The following is a 15,463-nucleotide window of genomic DNA, read 5'->3' as shown; positions in this document are numbered from 1 at the left end:
GGCGGAAGCACCGTCGTTCCGGAGCCGCCGTCCTCGGCGTGCGCGTCAACTTCCCCTGCTGGCCTGCCAATCGGGTCTCCCTCCGGATGCGACGGCCGCCGCAAGGGTTCACCGTGGAGGGGAGGACTGCGGTGGTACCACCGGTCCGGACTCCGACGGGGCGGGACTGCGCGGGACGGTGGGGTCGCTGTGGTGGCCGCGCCCGGCAGACGAAGGGACAGGGGCGTGAGAGGCATGGCCGAGAAGGTCTTCAGCATCATCGAGGTGGCGGAGCAGGACGGAAAGTGGGGGTATTCGGACATCAACTTCACCGAAGGGCGGATGCCTGATTCTCCGGACTCCGGCGAGGGGCCGGTATGGCGACAGGTCAGTCCGGTGGCGGTCGCGGGGAGCGGGTTGGCGGCCGTGGGATCGGCCGAGGACGACCGCCGGGTCTACTACCAGGACCTCGACAGGAGCGTGGTCGGCACGGCGTACAAGCCCTCGCTGCCGGACGGTCGGTGGGCCGGGTACCGGGTGTTCACCACCGGGATCGGTGCCCCCAGCGCCGATGCGGGAAGCGCGCTGGCGGTGACGGGAGAGATCGGTGACCTGCGGGTCTACTATCTCGACGACGGCCGGCTCGACGGCGGTCGTCGTCTGGTGAGGCTGGAGGAGCGGTCTCGGGAGTGGACGTACACCGTGTGCGCCGACGCCCCGCGCGGTTCGCCGATCAGTCCGCTGGCCGCCGTCACCACCGGGCAGGGCGAGTACGTCTACTACCTGGACGCGCGGGGCCATGTCGTCGAGGTGTCGTGGCTCGGGGCGGAGGGCCGGCCGTTCGCCGATCTGACGGCCGGTGTCGAGGGGTGCCCGACCCCTTCCCCGCTCAGTCGGCTGACCGCCGCCGGTCGCGGTGCCGATTCCCGGCTCGTGTACTTTCTCGACGAGAACGACAGACCCGTGCAGTTGGAACACACGGTCATCGAGGGTACGAAGAAGAATCCCGAGGGCAGCGTGGCGTGGCGGGTGCAGAGCCTGTCCGCGTACGGGGCCCCGGCCGCGGCGGCCGGCAGCCGGCCGGCGGTCGTGCTCACCGCCGAGGGCCATCCGCGGCTCTACTACCTGGACACCGACCGGATGGTGGTCGAGGTGGGGTTCAACGGTCGTGGCTGGGACGTCAACCATGCCGGCCTGGACGCCGACGACGGCGCGGGCGCCCCCGCGGCCGCTGACGGCAGCTCACTGGCCGCCGTGGCCCGCACCGGCAGCCGGGGCGCCCAGGTCTACTACCTGGGCGCCGCCGACGCGGGCGCCGGACCGCGAGAGGGCGACAACCACCTGATCGAACTGCGGGGGTCCGGGGTCGTCTGGACCGCCCGTCGCCTGGGTGCCGAACTGGACCTCCCCGATGTCGCCACCGGTGTTCCCAGCCCGATCACCGCCATCTACACCAGCGGCCCGCGCGTCTACTACACGAGCGAGGAGTAGACGAATCGGCTCCATGGCCGAAGGAGGAGCACCCCCATGCGCATGAACGACACCTACCGGGACGCCGTGAGCGGGACCCTCAAGTCCACGGACAACGGAAGCCGGACGAACATGACGGTCACCAACGGCACGCCGGTGCACCTGCTGGTGTACTGGGTCGGGCTCGACGGTCTGCTGTACGGCCGCAACAAGCGGACGCGCAAGCTGGCCCCCGGTTACCCGGGCCAGGTCCTGGACCCCGGAGCGACCATCACCTGGAACAACATCGACCGCTCCTACTACTTCGTCGCCAAGGTCGGGTACTCGGGCGCCTTCGCCGCGGTCTGGCGAGCCGACAGGGACAACGCCGCCGTGACGGTCACCGGCCGCGACCTGCTGGACCCGGACGACATCGGGGAGACCCCCGTGCCCACCGGCTCCATGATCATCCCGCCGAACGGGCCGAGGATCCTGGTGGGGGCGGGAGTGCTCCAGAAGGACAGGTTCGTCACCCGCGAGCAGTTCTGGCAGCGTCTGCCTAACTCCTACAGCCTCGCGGCGGGCGAGGAGAAGGTCGTCAACTACACACAGACGCAGGGGATGCAGGACAGCTCGTCCGACGCCAAGACGGTGACAGGGTCGGTCAGTACCAGTGCCAGCGCCGGCTGGGGCCCGTTCAGCGCCTCCGTCAACGCCTCCCTGAGCAAGTCGTCGACCAAGACCCAGCAGGTCACCGTGTCCACCCAGACGACCAGCTTCACGTCGAACAGCTACTCCAACGAGTCGGCCCACGGCTGGCTGTGCCTGTACTGGCAACTGGCCGACACCCTCACCGTGTTCGACGAGACAGGCACCCCGTTGTCATCGGTCGTCTCCGCCACGGGCCCCTCCGTCGTCTGGGGCCCCGTGAAGATCGACAATCTGGAGGAGGATCCGGACCCGACTGCTCTGCGTGCCGAAATCCGGGACGACGTGCCCGAGATCGTCTCCGTGCGGCCGGCGCCGGAGCAGCTCCGGTCGGCCTAGGGCCTGTCCGGCGCCTCGGCCCCGACCCTGATCCGCCGGACAGGCCCCAGGGGACAAGACACCCCCGGGCGAGGTACACCCACCGACAGCTGGAGGAGATCATGGCGACAGCGCGCGCCCGCCCCATGGGCGTGACCCCGGGCGGAGGCTACACGGCGGTCATCGAAGTGGCCCAGAAGCCGGACGGCTCGTTCCAATGGACCAACCTCAACATCGCCGCGAGCAAAGACGGGTCGCGCGGCATCCCCAGACCCGCCCCCTTCCCGGCCCTGACCAGCGGCTACGTCGCCACCGGATGGGGATCGGACAATCGGCGCGTCTACTACGCGGACACCGACGGCGCAGTCATCGAACTGAAGACCGACGGAAACGAAGGCGGCTGGGACCACGACAACCTCACCAGCAGCATCGGAGTCCCCGTGGCCGCGTGGAACAGTCCGCTGGCCACCGGCGGGATGAGATCCGGGACGATGATGGTCTACTACGTGGCCGAGGACGGCACGCTCATCGTCATGAAGTCCTCCAGGAGCGGCTGGAGAATCGACATCAACTTCCACCTCCCCAAGGTCCCGGCGAAGAGTCCGCTGGCCGCGATGCAGAACGGCAGAGGCCGTTTCGTCTACTTCATCACCAAGAGCAACCGCGTCATGGAGGTGGAGGGCTTCGGGAAGCCGACAGGCAGGATCACCGATCTCAACAGGTGGATGGACCTGCCCTCACCCTCCCCACTCAGTGGGCTGGCCGCCGTGGGATGGGGCGACGACCGCCGGCGCATCTACTACTCGGACACCGACGACAGCCTCATCGAGTTGAGGGGCTACGGGGACGAGAGGAGCAGTTGGTCGTCGGACAACCTCGGCGGGAAGGGTGTCAGGCAGCTCAAGGACGGAAGCCCGCTCGCGGCCGCGCCGACCGACCGCTTCGTGCAGGGCGTCGCCCTGTGGGGCCGGGAATCCGAACCGCTCTGGGCGAACTACGAGTCCGGCTGGCGGACCCAGGAGATCTACACGAACCGGAAGGGAGCCCGTCCGGTGGTGGCCGCCAACAGCTCCGTCGCATGCGCGGCGAGCACCGACCGCCACCCCTGGGTGTCCTACGTGGACGAGGACAACCACCTCGCCCTCTGGAGGGGACCGGAGTCGGACTGGCAGTGGTGGGACCTGACCGCCGATCTGAAGCTTCCGGCCGCTGCCGGGGTGGCCGCGCAGGGGCCGCTGGCCCTCGTCCACACCGAGTGCGGCCCGCGCGTCTACTACCTCACCGACGAGCCCGAATTCTGAGTGGCTCTGCCTCACGCGCGGATGCGCGGCAGGTGATCGGAGCTCACCATGCGAATGAACGAAACCTACCTGGCGGCCCTCGCCGGGACCCTCTTCTCACCCCCCAAGGAGGCCAGGGCCGCGGTCCTGGTCATCAACGACCTCTCGATCCCCCTCGACATCTTCTACGTCGACCAGTCCGGCGACCTGTGCGGGCCGGACGCCAAAGGGAACTGGATCGCGGGCCTGCCCGGACTCGTCATGCAGGCCGACGGCGACAACGCCGTGATCACCGGCGACTGCTGGGCCGAGAGCTACTGGCTGGCCAAGTCCCACTACTCCGGCGCCTTCGCCGCCGCCCTGCAGAACCCCGGCGGCAAGAGCACCATGACCTTCTCGGGGTTCGACCTGCTGGACCCCAACGACATCGGACCGGTCCCCGAGCCCAGCGCGGACATGCTCATCCCGCAGGACGGACCGAGCGTCCTGGTGGCCACCGGTCTCGTCCAGCACGGCACCACGGCCCGCACCCCGGTGACCACGTGGGCGGACGACCAGGTCGGGCTCGGTGTGACCGTCACCCGAGAACAGTTCTGGCACTGCACGGGGGAGTCGTACAGCCTCGCGCCGGGCGAGACCAGAACCGTCAACTACACCGTCAGCCAGGGCATGCAGGAGAGCAGTTCGGAGACCGAGACCACCAACGCGTCCGTCGGCGTGAGTGCCGGCGCCGGATGGGGCCCCTTCAGCGCGTCCGTCTCCGCCTCCCTGAGCGAGTCGTCCACCACCAGCCAGCAACTCACCGTGTCCACACAGACGACGTCCTTCGTCTCCAGCACCTACCAGAATCTCGGCGAGCACTCCGAGCTCAACTTCTTCTGGCAACTGACGGACGTCGCCACCGTCTACGACGATGACGGCCAACCACTGTCCTCCGTGGCCTCCGGTGAGGTCCCCTCGGTCGTCTCCGGCCCCTGGAACGTCAAGGAGGTCGAAGGAGACAGGAAGAAGCGCAAGGTGGAGAGAAAGGCCGGTCACGACCGGCCGCCCACGGGGTGAGAAGGCCTGGTCCGACCGGCGGAGGCAGAGCTTTGCCGTGCCGCCCCCACGACGGGATCAGACGACCGGTGGACCCGAGCCCCTCAACGCCGTACTACGGCGGGTCGTCGGTGTCGAAGCCGATGCCGCCGCCGGGATCCATCGCGTAGCAGAGGTATGCGTAACGCGTGGCGTACATCAGGCGAAGCACCGCCCGCGCCATGATGACGGCGCAGAGCACCGTCGCGGCCGCCGCGTGGCTCAGGCCCGAGTCGCCCACCAGCAGCATCACGATGATGCCGAACTCGGCGTCTCTGCCTGGCTGGATCCATAACCCGCGGCCCCTGGGGAACGCGCGGTTGAGTGGATGCCCGGGGTCGGGGAACCCGGGCATGGTGGGGGCCGAACGGCCACCACCGAGCGGGCCTGTCCGGGCGATCTCTGTGATGCGGTCGACCGCCTGGATACCTCGGTCCGGGGAGTTGGTCAGAGCCCGATGCCAGGCCGCGGCGTTGTCAGTCCCCGCCGCTATCGTTCGCCCGTTCACGATCTTCAGGGAGGGGTGGCTCGGTGGGTGCCAGCGGATGGGACTACGTCACCAGGTACGACGGCGATGTCGAGGCGGCCTTGGCGACACTGCGGGCCATGGTGTTCCGGGAGGAGTACGGCAGTGATGACCGGTACCGAAGCCTGGAGGATCTCTACGAGGACGAAGAGTTCATGGGGACCGAGGGCACCCATACGGTCCTCGACATCGACAGGGTCGTTGCCACGGATGACCCGCCGACGCGCTCCGGTATCGCTGACTACGGCACCCTGCGCCCTCTGGCCCTCAATCGCGTGATGCACCACTTCGGCACACACCGCCCGTCGGTCGAGCAGTACGAGGAACTCGCTGCTGCCGGCAACGAGGCTGCGAGCCATGAGGAGCACGAACCAAGCCTGCTCGGCGAGTGTCAGATGCCGTGGACCGGTTACTACATCGCCCTCTACTCCGGCGATAGGCCGACGCACCTGGGAATCTTCGGATTCTCAGGAGACTAACGAGCTCGTGCACGGTAGGGCCTGTTTTGATAGTCGGGGCAGCCGTTAGCCAGGGGTTCGTGACGGCGATGCGGTGCGTGGGCGATGGGCTCGAACGTCCACAGGGCGTCCATCGGGATCGCGAGCTGTCATCGTCCACTGCGTGGGCAGTGTCTCGATCTGTCCGACCGGCCACCCGGCGCCCAGGATTTGTTCGCGAACCTCACACAGCTGCGCGTATGTTCCCACGCGCAGCCCCCATCCGGCCTTGTTGAGGGGATCGAGATCAGTGGTGGGGGCGGTAGCGGTTTCGACGATCATTAGGTGGTCGTCCCCACCGACATCGATGACTGCGATCCGAGGATCAGAAGGGGTTGCAGCGCGCTCGAATGCGAGCGCCGCTCCGAGCAACTCCGTGTAGTACGTCACGAGCCGGTCGAGGTCGCTCGTGGAAAGAGTTAGATGGTTGATACCGAAGAGATCTGGCATGGTGGGTCAACTGTAGTCCAGCCGCTGGACGGCACCCAGGGTGCAATTGAGATGTGGTCACAACGCCTGGCGTATCAAGGTGAGTTGGATGATGGGGCTTCGTAGCGGACGGCGAGTTTCTCGTAGCGTGTCGCGACGCCTCGCGCCTGCTTGAGGAGCCCTATCCGGCACTCGACTTTGTGTCTGGCCTTGTATCGCTCACAGTCGAAGCCGGGTGGGCGGCCGCCGGTCGAACCTCGGCGTCTGCGGTGTCCGGCCTGGTCGCGTTTCTCCGGAATGGTGGGAGGGATCTGCCGGCGGCGCAGGTACTCGCGGATCTTTCGAGAGGAGTAGGCGTGGTCGGCCAGGACGTGAGCGGGTCGGGTGCGCGGATGTCCGCCGCCGATCCGCGGAACGCGGATGCGGTCCATGACCTCGGTGAACACCGGGGCATCGGCCCGCTGTCCAGCGGTGACCACGGCGGCCAGGACGTGAAAGGAGGCGTCGACGGCAAGGTGAATCTTGGTGGTCAGGCCGCCGCGCGAGCGGCCGAGTGCGTGGTCGTCCGGCTCGGCCGCCAGGCCGTCCGGACTCGTCCGGCCTGTGTCGGCAGCCCCCTTTTTCGAGCCCCGGCGGCGTGCCGACGGGCTCGGTAGATCGTGGACTCGACCGACACCTCCCACTCGATATGTCCGGCAGTATCGGCCTTGACCTGCAGCTTCTTCAAGACTCTGGCCCATGCGCCGTCGATCTGCCAGCGACGGAACAGTGCGTATGCCGTCTCCCACGGACCGCACCGCTCAGGTATGTCTCGCCAGGGCGAGCCAGTGCGAGCACGCCACCAGATCCCGTCGAAGACCTGCCGCCGATTCCGTGGAGGCCGGCCCATCTTCGGAATCGGCGGCAACAGCTGTTCCAGTCGCGCCCACTGTTCGCCCGTCAGATCGCCACGAGTCATCCCAAGATCGTTTCACGACCTTGATCGACATCTCAAACACGCCCTAGTCTTCTGAGTCGGGAACAGGCGCGCCCACCCCGGCTGCCATGAGGCGCTTCAATGCCCAGGTGGTGAACTGGACGCAGATGCACGACTGCTACGGGGATGTCGATCGCGTGCCCGCGCTTCTGGAACAGGTGGAGCTCGAGGACAACGCCGAAACATGGAAGGAGCTGGGATACCCGCTGGTCCTCGAACACGACCTCGTCTTGCCCGCCAGCTTTGCCGCCCTGCCGCGCCTGATGTGTCTTGCCTCCAGGAGCGCACGGGCGCGTGGACTGGCGGGAACGATCCTGCGATGCGCGGCAGGACACCACGGCTGCGATGATCTGCTGGCGAACTGCGCCGACGAGATCTCTGATTTCCGCAAGCTGCTGGACCGGCACCTGCAATCGCGGCCGGTCGACTACCTCGCGGCCTTCCTCGATTCGCTCGCGGCCATGGAGGAGTTCCACTGGAGTGCCGTCCTGGGGGACTTCACGGACGACTTCTACCACCTGGCCTGCCCCAACTGCGCCGTGGACGTGACGATCGCCATCGGGGACCACGGGCGCTACTCAGCGATCCGGGACCGGAACCTGGGCGACGTGGACCGCCGTGGCCTACGGCCAGCGTCCTCCGAGGAACTCTCCGGCACCGGCCGGTGGATGCACGAGACTGCTGTCCGCGACGGGCACGAGGCACTCGCCGACGGAATCGCCCACCTCTTCGGCAAGGCCGAATGCCCGGACTGTGCCAGCGTGTTCCACATCGCGGACGAGTACACATCCGCCAACCGCCCCGTCCTGCGGTAGGCCAGGGTGGATCGGAAGTCCGTGCCGTGGATGACGTAAGCCCGCTTGTCGAATCGAGTGGCCACGGCGCGGAAGCCCTTGAGGGCGTTGATCGTGCGCTCGACCTCGTTCCTACGGGCATACCGGGCCCGGTCGAAGCCAGCGGGCCGCCCGCCCTTGCTACCGCGGTTCTGCCGATCGGCTTGCGTGCACCGGCCGCGTGCTGATGTGCCCAGCAGACCGTCGAGTCCACCCCCGCCGTAGTCCAGTCGAGACGGCCCTCGCACTCGTCATCCGGCTTCGAACATGATCGGCCGGACAGGTCCTGGCCGACGGAGACGGGCAGGCCGGGCAGGCCGCCTGGGCTCGTTGCTGCCGACACCCCGTTCGGGGCAGAGCACGTTCCTTCCGGGCTCCTCGACCCGGCACACCCGGCGGCGGTGAGCGCGTCGAGCTGGCGTCCCAGCTTCTGTCCTCCGGTCGAGACTCGCGCGATTCCGAAAGTCCGCGCGAAATCCCCTTGCGCAATGGTCAAGAAACGTTGACCATTACTCGCATGCCTACCGATGATCTTCCAGAGACGTTTCACGTCACCACGGACGAGCAGCTGCGCGCCGTCTCCAGTCTCACGCGCCACCGGATCATGGCCGTGCTCCGCTTCGAGCCCGCGACGATCACGCAGATCGCCGAGCGGGTGGGCCTTGCGAAGGGGAGTTCCAGCTATCACGTACGGCTGCTGGAGCGGGCCGGCCTCGTGAAGGTGGTACGGACACGGAAGGTGCGGGGTGTCACCGAGCGGTACTACGCGATGGCCGCGCGGACGATCGAGCTGCCGGATCCGGGCGAGGGAGGGCCGGATCTGCTGATGCGCCACGCGGTGGCGGACCTGGAGGCGTCGCCGGTGGATGAGCGGCACGTACGGATGGCGCATCTGCGGCTCACCGAGGAGCAGTTCGCGGAGCTGGGCGCGCGGCTGGAGGCACTGGCGGACGAGTACCGGGAGCTGTCCGATCCGTCGCTGCCGGACGCGTCACTCGTCTTCGCACTGTTCCACCCGGCATCGCGCGAGCAGGCCGAGGGAGGCGCCAAGTGACCACAGACGTTCAGAAGTTGCCGACCGGGTTCGGACGGCTGTGGACCGCGCAGACGGTGTCCTCGCTCGGTGACGGGGTGTCGCATGCCGCGCTGCCGCTGCTCGCGTTGACGTTGACGCGGGATCCGATGGCGCTCGCCGTCGTCACGGCCGCCGGGACGCTGCCGTGGCTGCTCTTCGGGGTGCTCGGCGGTGCGCTGGTGGACCGCTGGGACCGCCGGCGCACGATGTGGGTCACGGACGCGGTGCGTGCGGTGCTGCTCGCGATACCGGCGGCAGCGGCCGCGCTCGACGTGCTGAGCATTCCGCTGCTCGCGGCCGTCGCCTTCGCGCTCGGCCTCGGCGGACTCTTCTTCGATACGGCCGCCACGGCCTATCTGCCGGACCTGCTCGGCCGCGACCCCGCACTCCTGGAGCGCGCCAACTCTCGCTTGCGCGGCGCCCAGACCGCCATGTCCGGCTTCGCGGGGCCGCCTGCGGGCAGTGCGCTGCTCGCGCTCGGGCGGGCGGTTCCGCTGCTCGCCGACGCGGTGTCCTTCACGCTCTCCGCGCTGCTCGTGCGTACGCTGCCCGCCCTGCCCCGGCCCGTGCCGGAGGTCCGCGAGTCGCTGCTTCGGCAGGCGCGGGCCGGGGCCTCGTACGTCTTCCGGGACCGGTTGCTGCTCGGGCTCGCGCTCCGCCCGGCGGTCGGGAACGTCGCCTTCCTCGCCGTGGAGACCGTCCTCGCCCTCTTCGCGCACGACCGCCTCGGCATCGGCACCTTCGGCTTCGGCCTGCTCCTCACGGCGGAAGCCACCGGCGGTCTGCTCGGGGCCGCCATCGCCTCCTACCTTGGCCGACGACTCGGCACCGGCACCGCACTGACCTGCACGGCCGCGGTCGAAGGGCTTGCCATCCTGGGCCTTGCCGCTGCCCCGAACCCGTACGTGGCCGGGCTGGCGCTCGCCGTCTGCGGGGCCGGCATGGGCGCCACGATGGTGCTCGCGCCCTCCCTCCGGCAGACGATCGTCCCGGCCCACCTCATGGGCCGGGTCGCCTCCACCTCCCGCATGCTGGCCATGTGCGCCGCCCCCATCGGGGCCTTCCTCGGCGGCTGGCTGGCCACCACCTACGACATCCGCACCCCGCTCTACGCCGCCGCCGCCCTCCTCCTGACGATGACGGCCATCACGGCATCCATGACCAGCAACCGCCGGGTCGAAGCGGCGCTGCGTGCCGCCGCCCCGTGCGTCCACGACCGACCTGAGGCATCCGCTTCCCGACGCGGTGACGCTCACACAGAGGCCTAGGGCGATAGGCCGACGCGGGTACGGTCCCCCGGCCGACGCGGGGGCGGTTCCCCGCGCGCCAGGATGATCACCATGCGCATCGGAATTCTCGGAACAGGCAATGTAGGACGGGCACTCGCCGCAGCGTGGTCGCGGGCAGGCCATGACGTCGTCCTCGGGTCACGGCGGCCCGGCGACGAAGAGCTCCTGACGGGGCTCAAGGAACTCCTCCAGGTGGGGTTACGGGTCGACGACCCCGCCGGGACCGCCGCGCACGCGGAGGTCCTCGTGAACGCGACCCCGGGCACAGCCTCCGTGGCTCTGCTCGAATCGATCGGGGCCCCGGCGCTCGCCGGGAAGGTCCTCCTCGACGTCGCGGTCGGCTTCCTGGAGGACGAGTCGCTCTCGCACCAGGTCGTCAGTCTCGGCGAGGAGATCCAGCGGGCGTTCCCGGACACCCGCGTGGTGAAGACCCTCTGCACGATCGACCGCGAGGTGATGGTCGCACCGGACTCCCTGGTGGGCCCGAGCACCGTCTTCCTCTCCGGCGAGGACGCCGAGGCCAAGCGCGTCGTGGGCGGCCTCCTGGCCGATCTCGGCTGGCCCGCCGAGTCGCTGCTCGACCTGGGCGGCATCGTCACCGCCCGGGGACAGGAGCACTTCGCCCTGCTGTTCGTGGGGATCGCCCTGGCGACGGGCGACTTCAGGTTCAACATCCGGTTCGTGCCGCCCGTCACGGACGGAGCGAACACCGGGGCCGCGTGACGCCCCGACCCGTTCCCGGTAGGTCAGGCCGCCCTGGCAGCCGTCAGGGCGGACTTGATCGCCGGCCAGTCCGGGACCGTCGGCTCGTACGTCTCCCCCGCCGTGGCCACGTCCTTGTAGCCGCTGGACGTGACCACGCACACCACCGGGCCGTCGGTCTCGCACGGCCCGTGGGCCCGCAGTCCGGCGAGGCCGGCCGCCGCCGAGGTCTCGCACCAGATTCCCTGAGCCGCCAACTCCGCTCGGGCCGCAGTCATCTGACCGTCCGTCACCGTGCGTGCCGCTCCCCCGGTCGTCCGGACGGCGACGACGCCTCGGTAGCTGTTGATCTCGCAGTCGATGGCGTACGCGAGGGTGGGCCCGACAGGGACCCGGGCGGCGGGCCTGCCGGTGCGGAGGGCCTCGGTGAGCGCGCCGGCCGCGGCGGGTTCGGTGGCGTACATCCGGGGGACGGAGCCGGTCACGCCGAGCCGGGCGAGTTCCTGGAATCCCTTGGCGACACCGAAGAGCAACTCCCCGTATCCCGTGGGGAGATGGACCGCCGCCGGAGCCCTCCCCAGGTCGAGGGCGATCTCGTACGCGAGGGTCTTGTAGCCCTCGGGCCCGAAGGGGTGCCCGGTGTGGGCGGTGTCCGTGACGCTACTGACGGCCTGGAAGCCGAGTTCGTCGACGATCCGGCGCATCAGGGGGCGGACCGTCTCGTACGGGACGGTCAGGACCGTCGCCCCGTAGGCGCGGAGGTGGGAGGCCACGGCGGGCGGGGCGTGCGGGGAGGTGAAGACGGCGCAGGGCAGCCCTGCACGGGCCGCGTAGGCGGCGGCCGCCGCGCCGTGGTTGCCGGAGGAGGAGACGACGATGCCGCGCGCACCCGAGGCGACGGCCGCGCTGACGGCCACCCGGTTGAGGCGGTCCTTGTGGCTCCATGTGGGGTTGCGGGACTCGTCCTTGACCCAGACGCCGTCGGGTAGCTCGACCATCGGGGTGTTGCCCTCGCCGAGGCCGGGCGCGGCGAGGGGCGGGAGCAGCGGCGCCCACCGGTCGAGACCGTGGGCCGCCGGGCGCGTGAACAGGCCGTCGGGGACCTCGTCGTAGGCGTAGTCGATGTCGAGGGGGTACGCGACCTCGTCGGTGGAGGTGACGGGGCAGCCCGCGGTGAGCGGCGGCCAGAGGGGGTGGCGTACGGAGGGATCGGCGAGTGAGCGCTGGGCGGTGGCGAGCGAGCGTTGCGCTGCGGCGGGCGGGGTCACGCTGTGGCCTTTCGTGGGGGTGGAGGGGCGGCTCCGGGTGGCGCGGCGAGCCGGGGGGTCAGGCCATGCGGCGCCGCAGTGCGGCGAGGGCGCCCGGGCTGCGGCCGGGAACCCGCTCCCGCAGGGCGACGAGCGCGGGGCCGAGGGTGCCCGCCCTCGTACGGTCGCTGATCTGTTCCCACTGGTGGTGGGCCCGGTCGACGGCCGCCTCGACATCGGGGTCGTCCGCCCGCTGCCGCAGGGCGAGCCTGGACTCGGCGGCGGCCAGCCACAGTTCGCAGCTGCGGGCCGGTTCGCCGGCGAGGCGGGCGAGGTCGGCCCGTACCTCCGTCCAGTGCACGGCCTCGGCCGACCGGGGGCCGTGGTGGCGCAGGGCCTCGCTCTCCCAGGCGGCCGCCAGGCCTGCGGCCTCGCCGTGCCGGCCGGCCATGGCGGCGGCGAGGATCGCGGGATGCGGGTCCGGGGCGACGACCGGCGCGGGGGTGGCGGGGGCCGGCACGACGACCGGCGCGGGGGCCAGGTGGAATACCTCCGGCGCGGTCGCGCGGGCCGCCGCCCGTACGGAGGCTTCGGCGTGCATCGCGGGGACCGGCAGACGGGCGCCGGCGCGCCAGAGTTCCGCCCAGGCCCGGAGGTATTCGGGGGTCGTGGGCTCACCCCGGCGCGGGGCGGGTGTCACCCGTCCGTACAGGTGCGCTCCGGGGCCCAATTGCAGCAACTCCGGTGCGGCGGTGAGGCGCTGCCAGACGTCGGGGTCCGCCGCGAGGTCGGCGACGACGGTCGTGGTGCCGGCGGGCCGGCCGCCGAGTTCGCCCGCGAGCCAGTGCCAGGGCAGCGCCGTGTAGCGCAGGGTCGCGGTGGTGGTGCGGGCCAGGGCGAGATGGGGCAGGTACTGCCGCTTGTCGAGGTGGAGTTGGCCCGCGAGGAAGACGACGAGGGGACCGGGGCTCGCCGCCGCCGCGCGCAGGCGCGTGAGGACGGTCTGGGGGTCCAGCGGATCGGCGAGTTCGACGACGGACGCGGTGGCGGTGCCGGTGAGGACGGCGGGTGGTACGGCGGCGAGGACCGGCAGTACGGAAGCGGCGTCCATGGCGCGGCCCCGGCCGGCGGGCGCGGCCGCGAGAAGCACCGCGGTGCCCACCGTCGCAGCGCCTGGCGCGCCCGGCGCGCCCCCGCGCACGTCCGCGCCCCCGCCCACGCCCCCGTCCGCATGTATGTCCGCACCCGGATACGCGCGGGGCCGCGCGTCGGCCCGCGTGCTCGCACGCGCGCTCGCTTCCCGCACCGGCGTACCTGCCGCGTACGTGCCCACCGTGCCGTTTCCGCCGTCGATCACCACCCCCGCACCGTAACGCGTCGCGGCCTGTCCGATAATCGTCGGGCCGTTGGCATATGTCAGATGCACCACCGGATCGAGTGTTGCCAAATCCCTTACGAGGTGTCCCGGGCTGTGCAACAGTCGTGTGCGGGCCTCCTTTTCCCACCTGGCCGCGCCGCGCCTGTATCGGAGTACGACATGCCGTCCCATCTGTTCGCGGACCGTCCCGCCCAACCGCCGGAGCCAGGCGCGGTGGACGCGCTGATCTCGCAGACCCGTCGCCTGCGCGGCGAGGTGGACGCCGTCCGCCGGGACGCCGTGGCGAACGACGACGACCCCCAGCAGCGGTGGCAGCGCGCCCTGTGCGACCTCGCCGTCCACCAACTCGATGATCTGGGAGCCCAGTTGGGCCAGCTCCGGGTCGGCGTCCCGGAGGGGGTCGCACCGGGGAGCGGGTTCGGGACCGACACCGAGCACGACACCGCCCCGGACGCCGTCCCCGACGCCGTCCTCGCCTCGGAGGCCGATCCCGGCACCGCCTACGGCGAGGCCGCCCCGGCCCGCACCGGTTCGCTGCTCTCCCGCGTCGGCAGCGCCGAGTGGAACCTCCTCACCGACGAGGTGAGCTGGTCCGAGGAGCTGTTCCAGATCTTCGGCCGCCCGCGCGAGAGCGGCCCGATGTCGCTGGACGAATTGCCCTCCATGGTCTTCGCCGAGGACCAGTCCGTCCTCCAGGGGCTGGTGACGGACTGCCTCATCGACGGCAAGCCGATCGACGGCGAGTTCCGGATCGTCCGGACGGACGGCCGCGTGCGGACCGTGCACATGACGGGTGAGCCCGTCCTCGACGCCGACGGCTGCACCGCCTCCATGTGGGCCGTTTTACGAGACGTCAGCGAGCTGCGGCGCAGCCAGCGGGCGGTCCGCGAGAGCCGGGACAGCCTGGAGCGCAGCCGCCAGATCGAGCGCACCGAGCGACGCGTCGCGGTCGAGCTCCAGGAAGCGGTGCTCCCGCCGTGGCGCGGCTCGCTCCGCTTCGCCCACGACGGCCCCGCCCCGCTCGACGTGGCGGCCCACTACCTGCCGGCCGCCAGCACCGGTCTCATCGGCGGCGACTGGTACGACGCGCTGGCCCTGCCCGACGGCGACGCACTGCTGACCGTCGGCGATCTGACCGGCCACGGAGTCGCCGCGACCTCCTCCATGGCCATGCTCCTCGGCGCGCTGCGCGGCATGGCCGTCGCCGGGATCCGCCCAGGCGCCCTGATGGGACACCTCAACCAGCTCCTGGAGACCTCCGTACAGCCCGCGCTCGGCAGTGCGATGTGCTGCCGCTACGACCCGGTCGCCCAGACGCTCACCTGGGCGCAGGCCGGCCACCCCGCCCCGCTGCTCTTCCGCGACGGGACGGGGCACGCCCTCCGGCGGCCCGAGGGTGTGCTGCTCGGGGCGACGTCCGGCGGCAGGTACGGCGAGACCGAGACCCGGCTGTTCCCCGGCGACCTGCTGGTACTGCACACGGACGGACTGACCCGCGGCAGCGGCGTGCACGACGACACGGGCACACGGCGGCTGCTCGCCCTCGGCCCCCGGCTCACCGAGGCACGGGACGCGCAGGACTGCGTGCGCGCGGTGGTCGAGGAGTTCGGCGAGGCACCGCGCGAGGACGACGCCTGCGTGATGGTGGTGCGGGTCGGCAGCTGACGGAGACACGGATCGCCGAGGGCCCCGGAACCACG

At 70.5% G+C, this 15,463-nt stretch carries 15 protein-coding genes and 1 pseudogene; 10 read left to right on the top strand and 6 right to left on the bottom strand.

All coding sequences use genetic code 11. From position 1 onward, the window contains the following. Positions 1-234 precede the first annotated feature (234 nt). The 4 genes from OG357_RS37760 to OG357_RS37745 all read left to right on the top strand — a co-directional run bounded on the left by OG357_RS37760 (position 235) and on the right by OG357_RS37745 (position 4,793). A complete protein-coding gene (locus OG357_RS37760; RefSeq protein ID WP_329625402.1) occupies positions 235-1,470 on the top strand; it encodes a hypothetical protein in 1,236 nt (411 codons plus the stop codon). Between the two features lie 36 nt (positions 1,471-1,506). After that, the gene (locus OG357_RS37755; protein ID WP_329625401.1) at positions 1,507-2,475 is read left to right on the top strand and encodes a hypothetical protein; all 969 of its coding nucleotides are present in this window, start codon (positions 1,507-1,509) and stop codon (positions 2,473-2,475) included. 101 nt (positions 2,476-2,576) lie between these two features. Next, a complete protein-coding gene (locus OG357_RS37750) occupies positions 2,577-3,755 on the top strand; it encodes a hypothetical protein (RefSeq protein ID WP_329625400.1) in 1,179 nt (392 codons plus the stop codon). A gap of 48 nt (positions 3,756-3,803) precedes the next feature. Continuing rightward, positions 3,804-4,793, top strand: coding sequence for a hypothetical protein (locus OG357_RS37745; RefSeq protein ID WP_329625399.1), 990 nt, complete (start codon positions 3,804-3,806; stop codon positions 4,791-4,793). A 94-nt stretch (positions 4,794-4,887) separates the two neighbouring features. On the opposite strand, the gene OG357_RS37740 is transcribed toward OG357_RS37745, so the two are convergent. Further along, positions 4,888-5,064, bottom strand: coding sequence for a hypothetical protein (locus OG357_RS37740; protein ID WP_329625398.1), 177 nt, complete (start codon positions 5,062-5,064; stop codon positions 4,888-4,890). Between the two features lie 278 nt (positions 5,065-5,342). Between OG357_RS37740 and OG357_RS37735 the strand changes: the two genes are divergently transcribed. Then, on the top strand, positions 5,343-5,816 hold the full coding sequence (locus OG357_RS37735) for a hypothetical protein (RefSeq protein ID WP_329625397.1): 474 nt from the start codon (positions 5,343-5,345) through the stop codon (positions 5,814-5,816). Positions 5,817-5,861: 45 nt separating this feature from the next. Here OG357_RS37735 and OG357_RS37730 read toward each other — a convergent pair whose 3' ends face one another. Further along, positions 5,862-6,284 carry a VOC family protein gene (locus tag OG357_RS37730; protein WP_329625396.1) on the bottom strand — a complete coding sequence of 141 codons (423 nt, stop codon included), beginning with the start codon at positions 6,282-6,284 and terminating at the stop codon, positions 5,862-5,864. 74 nt (positions 6,285-6,358) lie between these two features. After that, a protein-coding gene (locus OG357_RS37725; RefSeq protein WP_443066783.1) for an IS5 family transposase occupies positions 6,359-7,221 on the bottom strand; the annotation gives its coding sequence in 2 pieces (ribosomal slippage) (positions 6,359-6,828 and positions 6,828-7,221; 864 coding nt in all). Between the two features lie 86 nt (positions 7,222-7,307). Here OG357_RS37725 and OG357_RS37715 point away from each other — a divergent pair. Beyond that, positions 7,308-8,054: a hypothetical protein gene (locus OG357_RS37715; RefSeq protein WP_329625837.1), complete on the top strand. Its 747-nt coding sequence runs from the start codon at positions 7,308-7,310 to the stop codon at positions 8,052-8,054. A gap of 38 nt (positions 8,055-8,092) precedes the next feature. Here OG357_RS37715 and OG357_RS37710 read toward each other — a convergent pair. After that, a pseudogene (locus OG357_RS37710) lies at positions 8,093-8,188 on the bottom strand (IS5/IS1182 family transposase); the annotation flags it as partial. Between the two features lie 401 nt (positions 8,189-8,589). Here OG357_RS37710 and OG357_RS37705 point away from each other — a divergent pair. The 3 genes from OG357_RS37705 to OG357_RS37695 all read left to right on the top strand — a co-directional run bounded on the left by OG357_RS37705 (position 8,590) and on the right by OG357_RS37695 (position 11,159). Continuing rightward, a complete protein-coding gene (locus tag OG357_RS37705; protein ID WP_329625394.1) occupies positions 8,590-9,126 on the top strand; it encodes an ArsR/SmtB family transcription factor in 537 nt (178 codons plus the stop codon). Next, the gene (locus OG357_RS37700; RefSeq protein WP_329625393.1) at positions 9,123-10,415 is read left to right on the top strand and encodes an MFS transporter; all 1,293 of its coding nucleotides are present in this window, start codon (positions 9,123-9,125) and stop codon (positions 10,413-10,415) included. The genes OG357_RS37705 and OG357_RS37700 overlap by 4 nt, the downstream gene beginning before the upstream one ends. A 72-nt stretch (positions 10,416-10,487) precedes the next feature. After that, positions 10,488-11,159: an NADPH-dependent F420 reductase gene (locus OG357_RS37695; RefSeq protein ID WP_329625392.1), complete on the top strand. Its 672-nt coding sequence runs from the start codon at positions 10,488-10,490 to the stop codon at positions 11,157-11,159. Between the two features lie 23 nt (positions 11,160-11,182). On the opposite strand, the gene OG357_RS37690 is transcribed toward OG357_RS37695, so the two are convergent. Together OG357_RS37690 and OG357_RS37685 are read right to left on the bottom strand one after the other, a co-directional pair. Then, positions 11,183-12,406 (bottom strand): threonine synthase, encoded by a 1,224-nt coding sequence (locus tag OG357_RS37690; RefSeq protein WP_329625391.1) that lies wholly within the window; start codon positions 12,404-12,406, stop codon positions 11,183-11,185. A 58-nt stretch (positions 12,407-12,464) separates the two neighbouring features. Beyond that, positions 12,465-13,496 (bottom strand): hypothetical protein, encoded by a 1,032-nt coding sequence (locus tag OG357_RS37685; protein WP_329625826.1) that lies wholly within the window; start codon positions 13,494-13,496, stop codon positions 12,465-12,467. Between the two features lie 426 nt (positions 13,497-13,922). Between OG357_RS37685 and OG357_RS37680 the strand changes: the two genes are divergently transcribed. Next, a complete protein-coding gene (locus OG357_RS37680; protein ID WP_329625390.1) occupies positions 13,923-15,428 on the top strand; it encodes a PP2C family protein-serine/threonine phosphatase in 1,506 nt (501 codons plus the stop codon). The last annotated feature ends 35 nt before the right edge of the window (positions 15,429-15,463 follow it).

The organism is Streptomyces sp. NBC_01255, assembly GCF_036226445.1.
Lineage (GTDB): Bacteria > Actinomycetota > Actinomycetes > Streptomycetales > Streptomycetaceae > Streptomyces.
Note: the sequence above shows the minus strand (reverse complement) of the source record. Positions and strands in the feature narration are given on the sequence as shown.

What these genes read in the sequence shown, in the direction of transcription:
- OG357_RS37745 (WP_329625399.1), top strand. Translation starts at nt 3,804, where the DNA reads ATGCGAATGAACGAAACCTACCTGGCGGCCCTCGCCGGGACCCTCTTC.
- OG357_RS37695 (WP_329625392.1), top strand. Translation starts at nt 10,488, where the DNA reads ATGCGCATCGGAATTCTCGGAACAGGCAATGTAGGACGGGCACTCGCC.
- OG357_RS37680 (WP_329625390.1), top strand. Translation starts at nt 13,923, where the DNA reads ATGCCGTCCCATCTGTTCGCGGACCGTCCCGCCCAACCGCCGGAGCCA.
- OG357_RS37750 (WP_329625400.1), top strand. Translation starts at nt 2,577, where the DNA reads ATGGCGACAGCGCGCGCCCGCCCCATGGGCGTGACCCCGGGCGGAGGC.
- OG357_RS37705 (WP_329625394.1), top strand. Translation starts at nt 8,590, where the DNA reads ATGCCTACCGATGATCTTCCAGAGACGTTTCACGTCACCACGGACGAG.
- OG357_RS37715 (WP_329625837.1), top strand. Translation starts at nt 7,308, where the DNA reads ATGAGGCGCTTCAATGCCCAGGTGGTGAACTGGACGCAGATGCACGAC.
- OG357_RS37755 (WP_329625401.1), top strand. Translation starts at nt 1,507, where the DNA reads ATGCGCATGAACGACACCTACCGGGACGCCGTGAGCGGGACCCTCAAG.
- OG357_RS37760 (WP_329625402.1), top strand. Translation starts at nt 235, where the DNA reads ATGGCCGAGAAGGTCTTCAGCATCATCGAGGTGGCGGAGCAGGACGGA.
- OG357_RS37730 (WP_329625396.1), bottom strand. Translation starts at nt 6,284, where the DNA reads ATGCCAGATCTCTTCGGTATCAACCATCTAACTCTTTCCACGAGCGAC.
- OG357_RS37685 (WP_329625826.1), bottom strand. Translation starts at nt 13,496, where the DNA reads ATGGACGCCGCTTCCGTACTGCCGGTCCTCGCCGCCGTACCACCCGCC.